Annotated in this window: 15 protein-coding genes; 7 read left to right on the top strand and 8 right to left on the bottom strand. The window is 74.8% G+C overall.

Going from position 1 to position 16,743, the window contains the following annotated elements:
• Positions 1-127: 127 nt before the first annotated feature.
• Both LN251_RS42140 and LN251_RS42145 read left to right on the top strand, forming a co-directional pair.
• A complete protein-coding gene (locus tag LN251_RS42140; RefSeq protein ID WP_458249404.1) occupies positions 128-676 on the top strand; it encodes a YciI family protein in 549 nt (182 codons plus the stop codon).
• A 37-nt stretch (positions 677-713) separates the two neighbouring features.
• On the top strand, positions 714-1,535 hold the full coding sequence (locus LN251_RS42145; protein ID WP_458249405.1) for an N-formylglutamate amidohydrolase: 822 nt from the start codon (positions 714-716) through the stop codon (positions 1,533-1,535).
• A gap of 37 nt (positions 1,536-1,572) precedes the next feature.
• Here the strand turns inward: LN251_RS42145 and LN251_RS42150 are convergent, their stop codons facing one another.
• From LN251_RS42150 to LN251_RS42160, 3 genes are read right to left on the bottom strand one after another with little or no spacing between them, the layout of a single operon-like run.
• Positions 1,573-2,076 carry a hypothetical protein gene (locus tag LN251_RS42150; protein WP_458249406.1) on the bottom strand — a complete coding sequence of 168 codons (504 nt, stop codon included), beginning with the start codon at positions 2,074-2,076 and terminating at the stop codon, positions 1,573-1,575.
• Positions 2,077-2,081: 5 nt separating this feature from the next.
• Positions 2,082-2,657 (bottom strand): RNA polymerase sigma factor, encoded by a 576-nt coding sequence (locus LN251_RS42155; protein ID WP_058921705.1) that lies wholly within the window; start codon positions 2,655-2,657, stop codon positions 2,082-2,084.
• Positions 2,658-2,716: 59 nt separating this feature from the next.
• A complete protein-coding gene (locus tag LN251_RS42160; RefSeq protein WP_458249407.1) occupies positions 2,717-4,153 on the bottom strand; it encodes a S8/S53 family peptidase in 1,437 nt (478 codons plus the stop codon).
• 150 nt (positions 4,154-4,303) lie between these two features.
• Between LN251_RS42160 and LN251_RS42165 the strand changes: the two genes are divergently transcribed.
• Positions 4,304-6,868, top strand: a complete 2,565-nt coding sequence (locus LN251_RS42165; protein ID WP_458249550.1) for a CHAT domain-containing protein — start codon at positions 4,304-4,306, stop codon at positions 6,866-6,868.
• A 12-nt stretch (positions 6,869-6,880) separates the two neighbouring features.
• Here the strand turns inward: LN251_RS42165 and LN251_RS42170 are convergent, their stop codons facing one another.
• Together LN251_RS42170 and LN251_RS42175 are read right to left on the bottom strand one after the other, a co-directional pair.
• Positions 6,881-7,798, bottom strand: a complete 918-nt coding sequence (locus tag LN251_RS42170; protein ID WP_458249408.1) for an RNA polymerase sigma-70 factor — start codon at positions 7,796-7,798, stop codon at positions 6,881-6,883.
• Positions 7,799-7,955: 157 nt separating this feature from the next.
• Positions 7,956-9,791, bottom strand: coding sequence for a LuxR family transcriptional regulator AbsR2 (locus tag LN251_RS42175; RefSeq protein WP_458249409.1), 1,836 nt, complete (start codon positions 9,789-9,791; stop codon positions 7,956-7,958).
• Between the two features lie 94 nt (positions 9,792-9,885).
• Between LN251_RS42175 and absR1 the strand changes: the two genes are divergently transcribed.
• The 3 genes from absR1 to LN251_RS42190 all read left to right on the top strand — a co-directional run bounded on the left by absR1 (position 9,886) and on the right by LN251_RS42190 (position 12,486).
• Positions 9,886-10,971, top strand: coding sequence for a beta-glucuronidase AbsR1 (gene absR1, locus LN251_RS42180; protein WP_458249410.1), 1,086 nt, complete (start codon positions 9,886-9,888; stop codon positions 10,969-10,971).
• Positions 10,972-11,168: 197 nt separating this feature from the next.
• A complete protein-coding gene (locus LN251_RS42185; RefSeq protein ID WP_458249411.1) occupies positions 11,169-12,017 on the top strand; it encodes a helix-turn-helix domain-containing protein in 849 nt (282 codons plus the stop codon).
• A gap of 43 nt (positions 12,018-12,060) precedes the next feature.
• Positions 12,061-12,486 carry a VOC family protein gene (locus LN251_RS42190; protein WP_362986099.1) on the top strand — a complete coding sequence of 142 codons (426 nt, stop codon included), beginning with the start codon at positions 12,061-12,063 and terminating at the stop codon, positions 12,484-12,486.
• 12 nt (positions 12,487-12,498) lie between these two features.
• On the opposite strand, the gene LN251_RS42195 is transcribed toward LN251_RS42190, so the two are convergent.
• The 3 genes from LN251_RS42195 to LN251_RS42205 all read right to left on the bottom strand — a co-directional run bounded on the left by LN251_RS42195 (position 12,499) and on the right by LN251_RS42205 (position 15,241).
• Positions 12,499-13,476, bottom strand: coding sequence for a cytochrome c oxidase assembly protein (locus LN251_RS42195; RefSeq protein ID WP_458249412.1), 978 nt, complete (start codon positions 13,474-13,476; stop codon positions 12,499-12,501).
• Between the two features lie 173 nt (positions 13,477-13,649).
• Positions 13,650-14,636 carry a DMT family transporter gene (locus LN251_RS42200; protein ID WP_458249413.1) on the bottom strand — a complete coding sequence of 329 codons (987 nt, stop codon included), beginning with the start codon at positions 14,634-14,636 and terminating at the stop codon, positions 13,650-13,652.
• Entirely contained in the window at positions 14,633-15,241 is a 609-nt protein-coding gene (locus LN251_RS42205; protein ID WP_458249414.1) for a TetR/AcrR family transcriptional regulator, read from the bottom strand. Before LN251_RS42205 ends, LN251_RS42200 begins: the two co-directional genes overlap by 4 nt.
• A gap of 161 nt (positions 15,242-15,402) precedes the next feature.
• Between LN251_RS42205 and LN251_RS42210 the strand changes: the two genes are divergently transcribed.
• Entirely contained in the window at positions 15,403-16,692 is a 1,290-nt protein-coding gene (locus tag LN251_RS42210; RefSeq protein ID WP_458249415.1) for a hypothetical protein, read from the top strand.
• Positions 16,693-16,743 lie beyond the last annotated feature (51 nt).

Raw genomic sequence — 16,743 nt, forward strand, 5'->3', positions numbered from 1 at the left:
CGTCGGCGTTCGCGGCCTCGAGGCGTTCTCGCGAGAGGCCCGACAGCGGCCCCGGGCCCCGGGGCATCGCCGTGCACCGTGGACATCGCGTGGCGGCGGCCAACGGACCTGGGCAGACTCTGCGGGCATGGAGTTCTTCTGCTACCACCGTGACCGGCCCGGCTCCGCCTCCCTGCGCGAGGAGTTGCTGGAGGCGCACTGGTCCTACATGGACCGCTACGCGGCCGAGCTGATCGCCCGGGGGCCGACCTTCGCGGCCGGCGGCGACACGCCCACGGGCAGCGTGCACATCGTGGAGCTGCCGGACACGGCCGCCGCCCGCGCGTTCGCCTTCGACGAGCCCAACCACCAGGCGGGCGTCTACCGGGACGTGCTGCTGCGCCGGTGGCGCAATCTGCTGGGACGCACCATGGGGGATTTCCCCGGCGGGCGCAGCGGCGGCAACCGGTACCTGGTGCTCGGCCTCGGAGCGGGAGAGGGCGTCGACCTCGAACCGCCCTCCGACAGGGACGAGTTGGTGGCGTACGGGCCGCTGCTGTCCGACGACGGCGAGACCTGGCTGGGGACGGCGGCCCTGCTGCGGGCGCCGGACCCGCAGGCCGCCCGGGCCGTCCTCAGCGTGGACCGGTACGCGGCCGTCGAGGTGCACGAATGGGAGTTCGGCGGGCGACGATGACTCCTCGTACGTGACACCGAACCGCAGGGAGCAGTCCATGCCGCACGCCGACGCGCCGTCCTTCGAGCTCCTTCCCGGCGCGCCCGACTCCCCGGTGATCCTCCATGTGCCGCACTCAGCGCGCACGATCCCCGCCGAGGCGCGCGCGGGCATCGTGCTCGACGACGCGGAGCTGGAGCGGGAGCTGGACCACATCACCGACGCGCACACGGCCGAGCTCGCCGAGGCGGCCGCGCGATCGGCCGGGATCACCCCGTGGCGGTTCGTCAACCGGCTGTCGCGGCTGGTCGTCGACCCCGAGCGGTTCCCCGACGAGCGGGAGGAGATGCTCGACGTCGGGATGGGCGCGGTGTACACGCGGACGACGCACCGGCAGGAGCTGCGGCCCGCGGACACCGACCCGCGGCCGCTGATCGACCGCTACTTCCGTCCGTACGCGCGCGCCATGACGGACGCGGTGGCCGGCCGGCTCGCCGCGACGGGCCGCGCCGTGATCGTCGACGTGCACTCCTATCCGACCGCGGCCCTGCCGTACGAGCTGCACGGCGAGGGCCCCCGTCCGCCGGTCTGCCTGGGCACCGACTCCTTCCACACGCCGCCCGCGCTGCTGCGGGCGGCACGGGAGGCGTTCGCGTCCTGCGGGCGGACCGGGCTGGACAGTCCGTTCGCCGGGACGTACGTGCCGCTTCGGTTCCACGGCTCCGACGCGCGGGTCGGTGCGCTGATGGTGGAGATCCGGCGGGACACCTACATGACCGAGCCGGGCGGGCCGGCCGGACCGGGGCTCGGCCGGCTGGCGACGGCGCTGGCGACGCTCGTCGACGCCGTCACCGGACCCGACACCGTCACCGCCGGCTGACCTCGGGCCGGCCGGCGAAGGCCCCGGGCACGCCTGGTCAGACCGTCAGCCAGTCCGTGACGAGCACTCCCTCGTCGGTCCGCAGCCGCAGGGCGAACGGGCCGCCGGGGGGCCGGTCGTGGGTGAAGCGTCCCATGTCGTCGGTCGCCAGGGGCTCGCCCGGGTGCGGGCCGGTGAGCACCTCGATCCGGGCCTGCTGGGGCGGCAGCACCTGTCCCATCAGCCCGTGCGCGGTCAGCTCCACGTCGACGGTCACGCCGCCCGCGTGGAACGTCAGCATCCGCGGCGCGTCGACCGCCCCCCGGACCGGGATGGCGTCGACCACCGAGTCGAAGGTCAGCTCGGCCAGCCGGGCCTCGAGGTCGTGCAGGGCGAACGCCTCCACGGCCATCCGCCGCAGCTCGGCCGGGACGGGGTCGAGGACGGCCGCGGTCCGGCGGAGCTCCTCCTCCAGCAGGTCGAGGTCGAAGTCCTCGCCGTCGAGGGGCACCTCGCCGTCCATGTCGTCCATGCCGTGCGTGCCGTTCACGTCGTCGTCCATGCCGCTCACACCGCTCCCCGTGCCTCGAGCCGCGCCCGCAGGCGCCGAAGGCAGCGCTGGCGCAGCGGTCCGATGCTGCCCACGGCGATCCCGAGGGCCACGGACACCTCCTGGTAGCTGGGCGGCGGCGTGGCCATCAGGACGCGCAGCAACTGCCTGCACCGCTCGCCGAGTTCCTCGAACTCCTGCCACAGGCGCCTGATCCGCTCCGACTCCGCGGCGGCCTCCTCCAGGTCGAGGAAGGACTGCTCCGGCGTACGGTCCTCGCTGATCCGGTCCAGCACCTGCGGATCGTCCGTCGGCGTCAGCCGCCGCAGGCTCTTGAGCACCTTCAGGCACTCGTGCCGCGCGGTGCTCGCCAGCCATGAGCCGGCCTTGTCGGGCTCGCGGATGCGCCCCAGGTGCTGGGCGAAGCGGAACCACACCGTCTGGTAGACCTCGTGCGCGTCGGCGTCGGAGAGCCGGTGCGCGCGCACCACCGACCACACCAGTGGGCTCAGCCCCTCCACGAGCGCCTTCCAGGCCGCCGCGTCGCCGTCGACGGCGGTCTGGACCAACGCGCCGACATGTGCTCGGTCCACGGCCCCACTCCTCGTGTACGGCCTGTCATCGTACGCCGTGGAGGGGACCGTTCCGCACCTCATGCCGGAGGCGCCAGCTGCGTGACCGGCGACGGACGCCAGCCGGCCGGGAGCAGCGCCGGCACGTGCGCCCCGCGCACCTCCGCGTACGCCGTGTCACCGGAGAGCAGCTGCTTCCGGGCGGCGCGTGCGTCGGACTCCTTGTCGGCCGTCATGAAGGCCGCGATCATCGCGGCCGCGACCGGCGTGGCGAAAGAGGTGCCGCTCCAGTGCGCGTAGCCCTCGAACATCACCTGGTCGGCCTTGCCCGAGGTCGGCGTACCGGCCTCGCTCAGTACCCCGGTGTGGCGCGGGGACTGGCAGGTGCACGCGTAGGTGAAGTGGTACCTGCACGCGTCGTAGGTGGAGTGCTGGTAGACGTACGGCACCGGCGCGTCGAAGCCGGTCAGCGTGCTGGTGAGCCGTTCCCCGGGGGCGTAGACCTTCACCCAGGAGCCGTAGTTGGAGAAGCAGGCGCCGAACTCGCCGTCGGTGCGCAGCGCGCCGACCGACAGCACCGCGTGCGCGTACTCGGGCAGGCCGGCGTAGGCGGCGGGCCAGAAGGGACTGGCGCTGGAGTTGTTGCCGGCCGCCGCGACCAGCAACGTGTCCTGCTCGCGCAGTTCCTCCATGAAGGCGGCGACGCCGAGCAGGCCGTCGTCACGGCCGTTGGCGGTGCCCGCGGAAAGGCTGAGGATCGCCGGCCAGCCGTCGCGGTCGACCGCGTCGAAGAGGCGCTGCCCGAACTCGTCCTCCAGGACGGCGCCGGCGTCGTTGAGGGTGTTGCGGACGGTGATGTTCGTCCGCGGGGCGACGGCGGCGACGAGCCCGGCGATGAACGTGCCGTGCCCGACGTACTGCAGCAGGTTCCCCTGGGCGTCGGTCTCCGTGCCGTGCAGGTCGCCCTGGACATGGGCGAGCAGCGGCACCAGGGAGTAGTCGTGGGTGAGGCCGTTGTCGACGACGAGGACGTCGACCACCGTGTCGGCGTCGTGGCCGCCCTCGGCGGGAGCGGGATTGGTGCCCTGGGTGAGCGGGGCGGGCACGGGCTCGTCACCAGGACAGGAGTTCACGGCGAGCGACACCACGTGGTTGCGGCTGACCAAGCGGCGTCCGGCGCGGGCCTCGTGCCCGCGCAGGGCGCGCAGGGCGTGGGCGACGGCCCGGTCGCCGCGCCTGTCACCGTGCCCGGGGTCGCCGACCTGGATGCGGGTGATGCCCGAGCGGTTGGTCTCCGGGCTGCCCCGGCGCACCTGGTCGCCGCTCAGGCCGGTCGCCTCGGTGAAGTGGCTGCGGACGGTGTCCTCGACGAGCCGGGCCTCTTCGCCGTCACGGGCGAGGACCACGCCTTTCTCGTAGACGAACTCCGCGGAGTCGTCGGGTCCCAGGGCCAGCGGTACATCGGGCATGGAGCGCTGGATCTGGTCGAACTGCTCGTGGAATCGCTGTGGTGCCATGGCGTGTCCTCCCCCTCGAGGCAGCTGTCAACAGTTCAGAGTCACAGAGGCGTCGCCTGATACAGCGCCAAACGGGTGTGGGGCGCCACCAGGGCCGTTACCATCCTCAGAGTGACAGCGGGAAGCGACTCGGTGCTCGAACTGCTGCCGATGGTGTTCGCCGCCCCGAACGAGGCTCTGGCGCGGGCTCAGGACGTGCTGGAGTCCGACCCGTCACCGTGGCGCGCCTCCGTGGCGCACCAGGCGATCGGCATCTGGCAGCGGGACTGGGGCGACCTCAGGATCGCGCTGCGCCACTTGCGCCGCGCCCGCGACCTGGCCGCGCGCGCCCAGGACCCCGAGCGTGAGGCGGACGTGCTGGCCGCGCTGGGCGTGGCCCTGATCCACGCGGGGCGCACCCGGCAGGGCCTGGAGGCGCTGGAGCGGGGTGTCGCCGTCAGCAGCGGGCACACCCGCGCGCGCGTGCTGTTCCGGCGGGCGTACGCCTCCTGGGTGCTGGGCCGGCATCGCGAGGCCCTGGAGGACGTACGGCGTGCCATTCCCGTGCTGCGGCAGGCCGACGACGTCATCTGGACGGCGCGGGCGCTGACCCTGCGGGCGACCGTGCATCTGGCGCTCGGCGCGGTGGAGCGGGCGGACGCCGACTTCGCGTCCGCGGAGGCGCTGTGGGACACCACCGGGCAGGACCACGACAAGGCCGACGTCGTCGAGAGCCGGGGGCTGGCCGCGTTCCGGCAGGGGGACGTGCCGGCCGCGCTGCGGCTGCTGGACGAGGCCGAGGAGCGCTACCTCAAGCTCGGCACGCCGTCGTTCATGCTCTACATCCGGCGCTGCGAGGTGCTGATGGCCGCGGGTCTGGTGCCGGAGGCGCTGGCCGAGGCGGACGCGGCGATCGGGACGCTGGACCGGATCGGCGGGCAGTCGACGCGCAAGGCGGAACTGCTGCTGGTCGCGGCGCGGGCGGCGAGGCTGGCGGGGGACGCGCCCACCGCGGTCGCCCGTGCCGCGCTGGCGGTGCGGCTGTTCGCCGGGCAGCGGCGCGCCTGGTGGGAGGTGCACGCCAAGCTGGTGCTGATCGAGGCGCGACTGGCGGCCGGGCGCGGTTCGGGGCGGCTGGTCGCGGACGCGGGCGCGGTCGCCGACCGGCTCGCCGCCTTCGGTGCGCCGGCCGCCCCTGAGGCGTCACTGCTGGCGGGCCGGATCGCGCTGGGGCTGGGCTGGCGGGCGGACGCCGAGCGGCATCTGGCCGTCGCGGCCCGCAGCCGGCACAGCGGGCCGCCGCTGGCGCGGATGACGGGCTGGGCGGCACAGGCGCTGCGGGCGCGGGCCGCCGGTTCCGGCCGTGGCGTGCTGGAGGCGTGCCGGCGCGGACTCGACGTGCTCGACGACCACCGCACCACCCTGGGCGCCTCGGAGCTGCGGGCCCGGGCCACCGCGCAGGGCGCCGAGCTGGCCGCGCTGGCCCAGCGGGTCAGCCTCGACTCGGGCGCGCCGAGGCGGCTGCTGACGTGGAGTGAGCGCTGGCGGGCGACCGTGCTGTCCACGCCGCCCACCCGGCCCCCGGCCGACCCGGCGCTGCTCGGCAGCCTGACCGCCTTCCGGGAGATCGCGGCCCGCGCGGAGGAGGCCCGCAGCGGCGGCCGCCCCATCCCCGCTCTGGAGCGCGAGCAGCGGCGCCTGGAGCGGGAGATCCGCTCCCGCACCCTGCACATGCGCGGTGACGCGTCCGGCGACGAGCGCCGCTTCGACCCCGCCCGGCTGCTGGCCGGGCTGGGCGGGACGCGGCTGGTGGAGCTGGCCGTGCTGGACGGGCGGGTGCAGGTGCTGCTGTGCGGGGACGGGCGGGTACGGCGCTTCGAGGCCGGGCTGCTGGCCGACGCCGAGGTGGAGGCGGAGCACGTCCAGGCCGGGCTGCGGCGCCTGGCCCACCCCGGGGCGGAGGCCCGCCTTCCGCTGGTGGAGGAGATGGGCCGTCGCCTTCAGGAGCTGCTGCTGGGGCCGGCCGCGGCGCACCTGGGCTCGGGGCCGGTGGTCGTCGTACCGCCGGGGCGGCTGCACCGGGTGCCCTGGGCGCTGCTGCCGGCGCTGCGCGAGCGGGTGCTGAGCGTGTCGCCGTCGGCGGGCAGCTGGCTGCGGGCGCGTGAGACGGAGCCGCCGCCGGGCGGTCGTCATGTGCTGGTGCGTGGTCCGGGCCTGGCCACCGGCGGTGCGGAGGTGCCCGAACTCGTCGGCCGGTACGGCAGACCGGTCCTGCTGGAGCACGAGCACGCGCGCGTGCCGCGGGTGCTGGAGGAGCTGGACGGGGCCACGCTGGCCCACATCGCCGCGCACGGCACCTTCCGCGCCGACAGTCCGCTGTTCTCCTCGCTGCGGATGGCGGACGGGCCGCTGATCGTGCACGACTTCGAACGCCTGGACCGCAGCCCGTACCGGATCATCCTGTCCAGCTGCGACACGGCCCGGTTCGCCTCGGTCGGCGCGGACGAGCTGCTGGGCCTGGTCACCGCGCTGCTGCCGCTGGGCACGGCAGGGGTGGTGGCGAGCAGCGCGCCCGTCAACGACCACGCGGTGGTCCCGCTGATGCTGGCACTGCACAAGGGGCTCAGCGCGGGCCTGTCCCTGGCGGAGGCCCTGCGCGACGCGCGTGCCGCCCTGCCGAACGACGCCCTGCACCAGGCGACCGGCTGGGCCTTCACGGCCTTCGGCGCGGCCTGAAAGCGGGCGGGTTCACCCCCTGGGTGCCCGCTTGAGCTCGCGGGAGATCTCCCAGGCGTCCGCCACCGGGCCCAGGTGGGTGAGTTTGTCGGGGTTGATGACCAGGCGGATGGTCTGGATCCGGCCGTCGAGGACGTCGAGGGCCAGGGTGTGCAGCACCCTGCCGTCCCGGTCGCGGAAGACCGCGCCCGGCCGGCCGTTGAGCTCGTGCGGCTCGAAGGACACGTCGATCCGGGCCATGCGGGGCAGGACGGAGGCGAGCAGCCGGGCCACCTGGTCGGCGCCCATGACCGCCCTGGCCAGCTGCGGCGCCTTGCCACCGCCGTCGCCGACCATCGCCACGTCGGCGGCGAGCAGGTCCCGCAGGCCGGCGACGTCGCCCTCGCGCAGGGCGTCGAAGAACCGCTCCGCCAGCTCCTGACGCTCCTTGCGGTCGGCGTCGAAGCGGGGCCGGCCGGCGGCCATGTGGCGCCGGGCCCGTACCACCAGCCGGCGGCAGGCGGCCTCCGAGCGGCCCACCGCCGACGCGATGTCGAGGTAGCCGAAGTCGAACACCTCGCGCAGGACGAACACCGCCCGCTCCAGCGGGCTGAGCCGCTCCAGCAGCAACAGGGCGGCCGTCGACACGGAGTCGGCCAGCTCCGCGGCGCGCGCCGGGTCCTCGTAGGGGTCGGCGAGCAGCGGCTCCGGGAGCCACGGGCCGACGTACTGCTCCCGCCGGACGCGGGCCGAGCGCAGCACGTCGATCGAGATGCGGGTGACCGTGGCCGACAGGTAGGCCCTGACCGAGCGGGGCTCGGCCGGCGCGCCCTCGAAGCGCAGCCAGGCCTCCTGGACGGCGTCCTCGGCCTCGCTCACACTGCCCAGGATGCGGTAGGCGATCGAGAACAGCGGCGGCCGCAGCTCCTGGAACTCCTCGGTCCTGGTCATGCCTGCCTCTCCTCGCGACGACGTCGTGTGCACTCCCTACGACGAGACGGCGCGCCGGCCTGTGACATCCGCGAGGCACGCGAGGTCCGGGCATGGGGTGGCGGCCTGACCCCTCCCCCGAATCCTGGGGGTCAGACCGCCGGTCCATGGGGGTGGCTCAGGCCGACCGGGCCTCCGGCTGGTCCACGAGCCACACCAGCGCCTCCCGGTCGCTCGCGCCGAGGCGGGCGTAGGCGCTGTAGAGGTGGTTGCCCACGGTCCGGATGGACAGCGTGAGCTGTTCGGCGATCTGCCGGTTGCTCAGACCGGCGGCGGCGAGGGCGACGATCTGCCGCTGGCGGGCGGTGAGTTCACCGAGGACCAGGCCGGACAGGGCCGGGGTGCGGGCGCCCTGGCAGCGGCGGGCGAGGGCGGCGGCACGCGTGCGTGCGACGCGGGCGGCGCTCGGGTCGCGGTGCGCCCGTACGGCCTGGGCGTGCGCCTCGGCCGCGAACAGCTGGAAACCGCGCTCCTCCAGCGCCTCGGCCACCCGGACCAGTTCCGGTCCGTCGCCCCGGGCGAGCGCGTCGGCGTGCCGGGCGAACAGACCGCCCTCCGGGAGGCGTCCGGCGACCTTGTCGGGGGCGCCGAGGCGTACGGCGTCGTAGAGGGCGTACGCGTCCCGCCCGTCGAAGGCCTCCAGCGCCGCATCCTCCACGTCGCCGCGGGCCGCGGCCAGCCACGCGGCCGGCTCCTGGAGCTCCGGCCGGCCCGCCACCGCCTCCTGCGCGGTGGCCGTGTCGCCGGACTGCGCGGCGGCCAGGGCGAGTTCGCTGCGGCAGCCGGCGTCCCCCGGCGCCTGCCGCAGTCCCTCCCTCGCCCAGGCCGCCGCCTCCCGCAGCTCCCCCCGAAGCCGCGAGACGCGGGCGCGCACGGCCGCGTCCGCGGCCGGCAGGGGCGCGCCCTCGTGCACCAGCCACTCCCCCACCGGGGCCGGCAGCACGCGTACGTCGGTCTGTTCGATCCGCGCGGTGAGCGCGGCCGTCTCGGCGGCGAGCGCCTGCCCGCACTGTTCGGGGGTACGGGCCAGCCGCCTCGCCCGCAGCCGGCCGGCCGCGGCCCGCAGCACCGGGCCGTGCAGGGGGTGGGCGAGGCGGGCGCCGCCGCGGTCGTCGACCGTGACCAGGCCGTCGGCCTCCAGCACCTCCAGGGCCCGCAGGTCGAGGTCGTCCATGGGCAGCGGCAAGGGGTCGGAGAAGGCGAGCCGTTCGAGCGTCGCGCGCTCCTCCCGGCAGACACGGGCCAGGGCGCCGGCGGTGCGTTCGCGGATCGCCGCGGTCACCGGGACGGGGCCGCGCCACATCCAGGCGTCGGTGTCCTTCACGCGCGCGTGCGGCGCTCGCTCGCGCACCGCGTCCACCAGGTCGCGCAGCAGCCGCAGATCGCCCTGGGCGAGGTGCAGCATCCGGCGCAGGGTGAGCGGCTCCACGGCCCCGCCGACGCCGGCCGCGAGGAGCTGTTCCATGTCCTCGCGGGGCAGCGGCCCCAGGGCCAGACGCGGCAGGAGTTCACCGGTCCACAGCCGGGAGACGGCAGCCGGGCACGGGGCGCCGTCCGCCGTGACGACGACGAGGCGGGTGCGGCCGTGCACGGCCAGCTGGTGAACGAGGGCGGCCGAGGAGTCGTCGAGGAGGTGGGCGTCGTCGACGAGCAACAGGCGCACCCCGGAGAGCAGTTGGACGGCGCGGTGCAGGGAGACCGACTCGGGCAGCAGGTGTGCGAAGGCGGCGAACGGGATGTGCCGGGTCTCCGGTGTCCCGGCGGCGCGGGCGCGGTCGCCGCCGCGCAGGGCCTCCGTCACCAGCCGCGTCTTGCCGCAGCCCGCCGGGCCGGTGACCACGATGCCGTGGTGGCCCGCGGTGAGGGACCGGCGGATGAGCTCCAGTTCGTCCTCGCGGCCGGTGAACTGCCAGGGCAGTTCAAGGGTCTTGGCGTCCCGTTCGAATGTCGTCACGTGAGTAGGAGCGCGAGTACTCACGCCTGATACAGGGTGACTTGAGTAGCCCTCGACTCAGGCGCCTGTGACCCGCGCACGGCAGTCTGTGCGCATGACCGGACGCTACTGCAGCCTCGCGCAGCAGTCGGCCCCCGCTCCGGCGCCGGGGCTGACCGCCGAGCGGCGCGGTGCGCTGGTCGCGGGCAACCGGATCTGGGTCAACGGCACGGTGCTGCACTACTGGTTCTTCGACGGCGACGCCGACGCCTCGGTCATCGCCGTCCCCGGGACCGGTTCGATGCGGCGGGTGTCGTGGGGCGGCGGCCAGGAGCAGCGCGACGTGGTGCGCGACTGCTTCCGCGAGTGGCGGGACCTGGGCATCGGCCTGTCGTTCGTCGAGGTCGGCGACCGTTCGGAGGCCGAGCTGCGGATCGGCTTCCAGCCGGGCGACGGCTCCTGGTCGGCGGTGGGCCGGGACGCGCTGCGGGCCGGGCAGAACGAACGCACCATGAACTTCGGCTGGGACCTGACCGCGCCCGGTGAGCGCGGGACGGCCCTGCACCAGATCGGGCACGCGCTGGGCATGCTGCACGAGCACCAGAGCCCGTACGCGGGGATCACCTGGGACGACGAGGCCGTCTATGCCGACCTGGCCGGTCCGCCGAACTTCTGGGGCCGGGACACGACCTTCCACAACATCCTGCGCAAGCTCGACCCGGACGAGGTCAACGGCACCGTCTGGGACCCGCATTCGATCATGGAGTATCCGTTCCCGGGCGGGCTGATCCTGGAGCCCGAGCAGTTCCGCGGGGGTCTCACCCCGCCCGGCACGCTCTCCGTGGCCGACAAGGAGTTCGTCCTGCGCTGGTATCCGCCGGCGGACCGGGGGCGGCCGCCGGCGCTGGTGCCCTTCCGGTCCGTGCCGCTAGCCCTGGGCCCGGGCGAACAGGCCGACTTCACGATCGAGCCGCCGCAGACCCGCCCGTACACGGTGGGCACCTTCGGGGTGAGCGACAGCGTGGTCGTGGTCTTCGAGGAGCGGGACGGGGAACCCCGTTACCTCGCCGGCCACGACGACGGTGGCGCGCCGCACAACGCGACCGTCCGGGCGCGGCTCGTCAGGGGCCGCCGCTACTACGTCCGGGTGCGTCAGTACTCCGCGTGGGGTTCGGGGGAGACAGCGGTCATGTGCTGGTGACGGCACGGACCGCCCACGCGGTCGGCTGGACCCACAGTCCGGCGCCGGGGGAAGGTCGGAGGCACATCACCTTCGGGGGAGGGAGATGTGCCTCCGACCCATGTCCGGCCTCTCGTGGCATTCGGGCTGCTGACCCATGTCCGGCCTCTGGTGGCATTCGGGCTGCTGCGACCGGACGGGCGCGGGAGGATGGCCGTATGGCTGCGGAGGTCGTGGACGAGGCGGTGCGGGCGGCTCCCGCGCCGCCGTTGCGCGGGCTGGTCGGCTGGTACTCCGGCTATCGCCAGCGCGGCGTGCCGGCCACCCGGCACCGCGGCCTGCCGTCCCCGTGGCTGACGCTGATCCTCACCCTGGACGAACCGCTCACCGTGGCCGCCCACCCCGACCCGGCCGCCCGCCCCGGCGACTACCCCACCCTGCTGGGCGGCCTGCACGTCGCCCCCGCGCTGATCGAGATGCCCGGCCGGCAGTCCGGCATCCAGGTGGCGGTCAGTCCGCTCGGCGCCCGCGTCCTGCTGGGGCTGCCCGCCGGGGCGCTGGCCGGGGTCGACGCCCACGCCGACGACGTGCTGGGCGCGGGCGTGCGCGAGGTCCACGACCGGCTGCGCGAGGCTCCCGACTGGACGGCCCGCTTCGCGGTCGTCGACGACTGGCTGCTGGACCGGCTCGCCGGCGGCCGGGACGTGCGGGCGCCCGCCGCGGTCGCGGACGCCTGGCGGCGGCTGCTCGGCTCCGGGGGCCGGCTGCGGGTCGACGAACTCGCCGCCGGGACCGGCTTCAGCGACCGTCATCTGCGCACGCTGTTCCGCACCGAGATCGGCCTCACGCCGAAGGCCGCCGCCCGGGTCGTCCGCTTCGACCGGGCCCGGCGCCGCCTCGCTGCCCGGCCGGGGCCGCCCGATCTGGCGGGTCTGGCCGCCGACTGCGGCTACGCGGACCAGTCCCACCTCGACCGGGAGTTCGCCGCGCTGGCCTCCTGCCCGCCCAGCACCTGGCTGGCGCAGGAGTTCCGAAACATCCAAGCCGGGCACCATCCGCCCGGGTGACGCTGAGGGGGTCGACCACCGACCCACGAGAGAGGCGCATCCCATGACCAGCACCCCCGGTCCCGCCGAGCAGCCGCCCGCCCCGCAGGTCTGGCCCACCCTGCGCGCCCATGACGCCCGTGCCCTGATCCGGTTCCTCGTCGACGCCTTCGGCTTCGAGGAGACCGTGGTGTACGGCGACGGGGATCTGGTGCAGCACGCGCAGGTCAGCTGGCCCGAGGGCGGCGGTGTCATGCTGGGCTCCGTGCGCAAGGGCCCGGACGCGGGCGACGGCCCGACGCCGCCCGGCCACTTCAGTGCCTACGTCGTCACCGCCGACCCGGACGCCGTACACGCCCGCGCCAAGGCCGCGGGCGCCGACATCATCACCGACCTGCATGTCACGGACTACGGCTCCCGCGACTTCGCCGCCCGCGATCCCGAGGGAAACCGCTGGTACTTCGGTACGTACCGGGGCGAGCCGCGCTGAGCCGGGGCCGGGTCAGGAACCCGGTCGCTGCTGCCGGATGCGCTGCGCGACGGCGCTGTCCTCCGTCTCCCACCACGGGCGCACGAGATCGGACTGCTGCGCCGATCCCTCGACCGGGCCGGCCGGTACCAGTTCCGTCGCCAGGCGGCGGTCCAGTACGACCGTCTCCGCGCGCTCGGTGCGGGCCCACTGGACCAGGATCGCGAGCAGGAAGGGCAGCGCCACCAGCTCGGCGATGCCGATCATCGCGCCGCCGCCGACCTGCTGGTCGTGCTGGACGTCCGGCGACCAGGCCGGGGCGTGGTGCAGGTACCAGGCGCCGGCGATCAGGGTGCCGTGGGTCATCACCACGATGCCCGGTACGGCGTCGACGATGCCGTCGAGGAACACCAGCGCCGCCCGCACCGGGTGGGTGCACCAGCGCGGCAGCGCCTCCTCGCGGGTGAGCACCGGGACGACGAACAGGCAGCCGGCGAGCAGCAGGTGCAGGTACATCACCTGGTGCAGCCAGCCCACGCGCAGCGCGGTCTCGAAGTAGGGGGTGAAGTAGACGGTCAGCTCGGTGGCCAGGACCAGGACGGTACTGACCAGCGGGAAGGTGAGCAGCCGTACGAGCCGCCCGGTCATGGCCCGGCGGACGCGTCCGGCGGCGGGTTGGGGCAGAGCCCGCAGGGCGAGCCGCAGCGGGTCGCCCAGCGCCAGGCCGAGCGGTGCGATCAGGTCGAGGAGGATGTTCTGCACCGCGGCCGGCCAGAACAGCACGCGGTCGTAGACGGCGAGGGCCGACATGGTGGCCACGACCAGGGCGCCCAGGCCGAGCAGTCCGAAGGCGGCGCCGCGCGCCACGGGCCATGGCTCGCCCCGGCGCCGCAACCGCAGGACGCCCCAGCCGTACAGACCGCCGAGGAGGACGACGAGCAGCAGCGCGGGCAGGTCCCACTGCCACGAGGTGAACAGGCGTCCCGGGGTCAGCTCCGGCAGACTCCCCATGACGTCCCTCTCTCCACGGCACACCGGCCTGGCGACGACCGGACTCGCCGAGGGACTTTACGCCGCCCATGACCGGCCCGAACGCGCCCCGCCCGGCGATCGCCCACCGTCTCACCTCTCTCATGCCGAGTTCTTACCGACGGCGGTGGAGAGGCCGCGGCGGCGACCCGGGGTCAGGTCGGGTACGCCTGTTCGGGCTCGGTCGTGGGTGTGGTGGTGGCCCGAGGCTTCGGCGCGGGGCGGCGGGAGGGTGTGGTGAGGACCGCGAGGCAGCCGACGACCAGGGCGATGCCGGCCCAGCCGAGCAGGGGCAGGCGTTCACCGACGACCAGGACGGCGAGCACGGCCGCGACGGCGGGTTCCAGCAGCGAGAGGGTGGTCGCGGTGCTCGCCGGGACGTGGGTCAGACCCCAGCCGAACAGCAGGTAGCCGAGGAACATCGGGATCAGGGCCATGTAGGCGCCGACCGCCGCGTTGGACCAGGACGCCAGCAGCGGGGCGCCGGTCACCAGGAGCACGGGCAGGAGCAGCAGGCCGCCCAGGCCGAAGACCGTGCCCATGGCGGCGCCCGAGGGGATGCCGCGGCTGATCAGGCGGTGGGCGGCCCAGGAGTACAGGGCGTAGGTGAGGCCGGCGACCAGGCCGAGCGCCACGCCGGGCACGGTCGACCGCGTGGAGTGGCCCGTCGAACCGGAGGCGGCCCCGGCCGTCTGTGCCAGGCACAGCAGCACGGTGCCGGTCAGCCCCAGGGCGGCTCCGGCCGTCCAGCGGCGGGTGAGGCGGCGGCCGTCCGCGACTCGCTCGACGAGGGCCGAGGCGAGCGGGGCCGAGCCGATGGAGACGACCGTTCCGGCGGCGACGCCGGCCAGGTGCATGGAGCTGTAGAAGGCCAGCGGATAGGCGCTCACCGAGAGCGCCCCGGTCACGACCACGCCGCGGTGCGCGCGCAGCCCCGCCGTCTCCCGGGCGATCAACGGCGCGGCCCGAAGGGCCTGGAGCAGGCCGCCCAGGCCCATGGCCGCGGCCCCGATGGCGAGGGGCCCCACGCCCGGAGCGAAGGTCGCCGCGGTGCCGGTGGTCCCCCACAGCACCGAGGCCATGAGCACGCACAGCGCGCCGATGCCCGCCGAACCGGGCCCGGGTCCGGCCGGCCGCGTCACAGCCGGTCCAGCAGGCCGGCGGCCATGGCCCGGGCGTGCGCGACCCGGGTGCCCGCGCCCTCCAGGCCGGCGCGCGCCATGGCGCCCTCCAGCAGGAAGGACAGCTGCTCGGCCAGGACGCGGGCCCTCTGCGGCCGGTCGGGCAGCAGTTCCGCGAGGTGTCCGGCGAGCAGGGCCTCGACCTCCTCCTTGTGCCGGCGCACCAGGTCCCGCCCCTCGTGCCCGGCGGGCAGTTCGGCGGCCGCGTTCAGCAGCCCGCACCCGCGGAAGCCGCGTTCGTAGGCGAAGGCGGCGTGATCGGCGTACGCGTCGAAGACGGCCAGGACGCCGCCGCGCGGGTCCCGAACCCGCGCCAGCCGCTGCCGGTACAGGCCGAGCCATTCCTCGTGGCGCTCGTCGAGGTAGGCCAGCACCAGGTCGGCCTTGGAGGAGAAGTTGTTGTACAGGCTCATCTTGGCCACGCCGGCCTCGGCCGTGATGGTGTCGATCCCGGTCGCCGCGACACCGTCCGCGTAGAAGCGGCGCGCGGCGGCGGCGAGCAGCCGGCTGCGGGCGCTGCCGGGCCGCTTCCGCGGGCCCGCCGCCGGGGTGGCCGTGTCGTCCATGAGGTCACTCCAACCGAGGGATTAGGTAGGTCGGTCTACCTAGTATTCCATACGGTTTTCCCGGTGCAACCATCCGGGTGCGGAGGTGGTCTGTTGTTGCGGAACTCGCTTTCCCACCACGTTCGTTCACCCGCCATCGATGCTGCACCGAGGACCCCCCCATGCTTCAGAGCTCCCCCGGCCTCCGCCCGCTCCGACTGGCCGCCGGCACCCTCGGCGCCGTCGCCCTGACCGCCCTGGGCGTCACGCCGGTCGCGGCCGTCGACGGCTCCGGGGCCGTCCTGACTCTGAGCCCCGTCGCGCCGGTCAGCGGTGTGCGGCCCGGCGCCGGCTTCGACGTACCGGCCTCGTTCACCAACAGCGGCGCCCCGGTCGGCAAGGTCTATCTGTCGTACTCCGTCACCCGCGGTCTGAGCCACACCGAGCTGCCCTCCAACTGCCTTCGCTACGAGGTGGTCTCCTTCGACGAGGAGCCCAGCAAGTCCGAGGCGGTCTGCGAGTTCGACCAGACGGTGAAGCCCGGCGTGGTCTACGCGCCGGAGAAGGCGCTGACCCTCAAGGCCCTCGACCGGGCCCTCTACGACCGGCTGAGGGTGGTCGTGGCCACCGACGACCCCGCCCCCACCGACGGCGCCGCCGAACCCGTCCGCGGCACCGGCCCCGCGGTCCGGCTCGTCGAGCGGCCCGACGAGAAGCCGGCGGCCCGGCCGGGCCACAGCGAGCACCCCGACTGGGACGCGGCGGACGTGAAGGTCACGGCCGAGAACACCGCCGACTTCCAGGTCACCGGCGCCGCTCTCGAGGGCCGGATCGGCGACACCGTCGGCCTGACGGTGAGGTTCACCAACGCCGGGCCGGCCTGGGTCCTGCGGGACGGGAACATCTCGGTCACCAAGGTGAGGATCGAGGTCCCGGCCGGTACGACGGTCGTCAAGACCTACGGCTTCTGCGACAAGGTGGCCACCGGCGGCTACGAGTGCGGCACCAGCCAGTCCTGGGAGAACGAGGGCCAGGGCGAGAACTACGCCTTCAAGCTGCGCATCGACAAGGCGGTGTCCGGCGCCAAGGGCTCGGTGTCCCTCGCCGGCCCGTCCCGGCCGTTCGACGACCGCACCACGAACGACAGGGCCGACATCACGCTGCACGTCACCGGCGGCGGCTCGACGGGCGGTTCCGGTTCCACGGGCGGTTCCGGTTCCACGGGCAGTTCCGGCTCGTCGACGTCCGGCGGCGGCACCTCGTCCTCCGGCGGTTCCGGTTCGACGGGCGGCGGTTCCGCCGCCGGGGGCGGCTCGGCCACGAGCGGCACCTCGACGCAGTCCGGTTCCGGCGGGGACCTGGCGAGCACCGGTTCCGGCGCGGTGCTGCCCGTCGCGGGCGCGGCCGCGGCGGCCGTCGCCGTCGGCGCGGGCGCCGTGGTGGTGGCACGCCGCCGCCGGGCCTCCCGCTGACGGCCGCCGGTACACGTGGCGCACCGTGGGCGGGGCCGCCCACGGTGCGCC

The organism is Streptomyces sp. MAI_2237, from assembly GCF_054189285.1.

Coding starts and splice junctions, on each gene's coding strand:
- LN251_RS42140 (WP_458249404.1), top strand. CDS start 128: ATGGAGTTCTTCTGCTACCACCGTGACCGGCCCGGCTCCGCCTCCCTG.
- LN251_RS42145 (WP_458249405.1), top strand. CDS start 714: ATGCCGCACGCCGACGCGCCGTCCTTCGAGCTCCTTCCCGGCGCGCCC.
- LN251_RS42150 (WP_458249406.1), bottom strand. CDS start 2,076: ATGGACGACGACGTGAACGGCACGCACGGCATGGACGACATGGACGGC.
- LN251_RS42160 (WP_458249407.1), bottom strand. CDS start 4,153: ATGGCACCACAGCGATTCCACGAGCAGTTCGACCAGATCCAGCGCTCC.
- LN251_RS42165 (WP_458249550.1), top strand. CDS start 4,304: ATGGTGTTCGCCGCCCCGAACGAGGCTCTGGCGCGGGCTCAGGACGTG.
- LN251_RS42170 (WP_458249408.1), bottom strand. CDS start 7,798: ATGACCAGGACCGAGGAGTTCCAGGAGCTGCGGCCGCCGCTGTTCTCG.
- absR1 (WP_458249410.1), top strand. CDS start 9,886: ATGACCGGACGCTACTGCAGCCTCGCGCAGCAGTCGGCCCCCGCTCCG.
- LN251_RS42185 (WP_458249411.1), top strand. CDS start 11,169: ATGGCTGCGGAGGTCGTGGACGAGGCGGTGCGGGCGGCTCCCGCGCCG.
- LN251_RS42190 (WP_362986099.1), top strand. CDS start 12,061: ATGACCAGCACCCCCGGTCCCGCCGAGCAGCCGCCCGCCCCGCAGGTC.
- LN251_RS42195 (WP_458249412.1), bottom strand. CDS start 13,476: ATGGGGAGTCTGCCGGAGCTGACCCCGGGACGCCTGTTCACCTCGTGG.
- LN251_RS42205 (WP_458249414.1), bottom strand. CDS start 15,241: ATGGACGACACGGCCACCCCGGCGGCGGGCCCGCGGAAGCGGCCCGGC.
- LN251_RS42210 (WP_458249415.1), top strand. CDS start 15,403: ATGCTTCAGAGCTCCCCCGGCCTCCGCCCGCTCCGACTGGCCGCCGGC.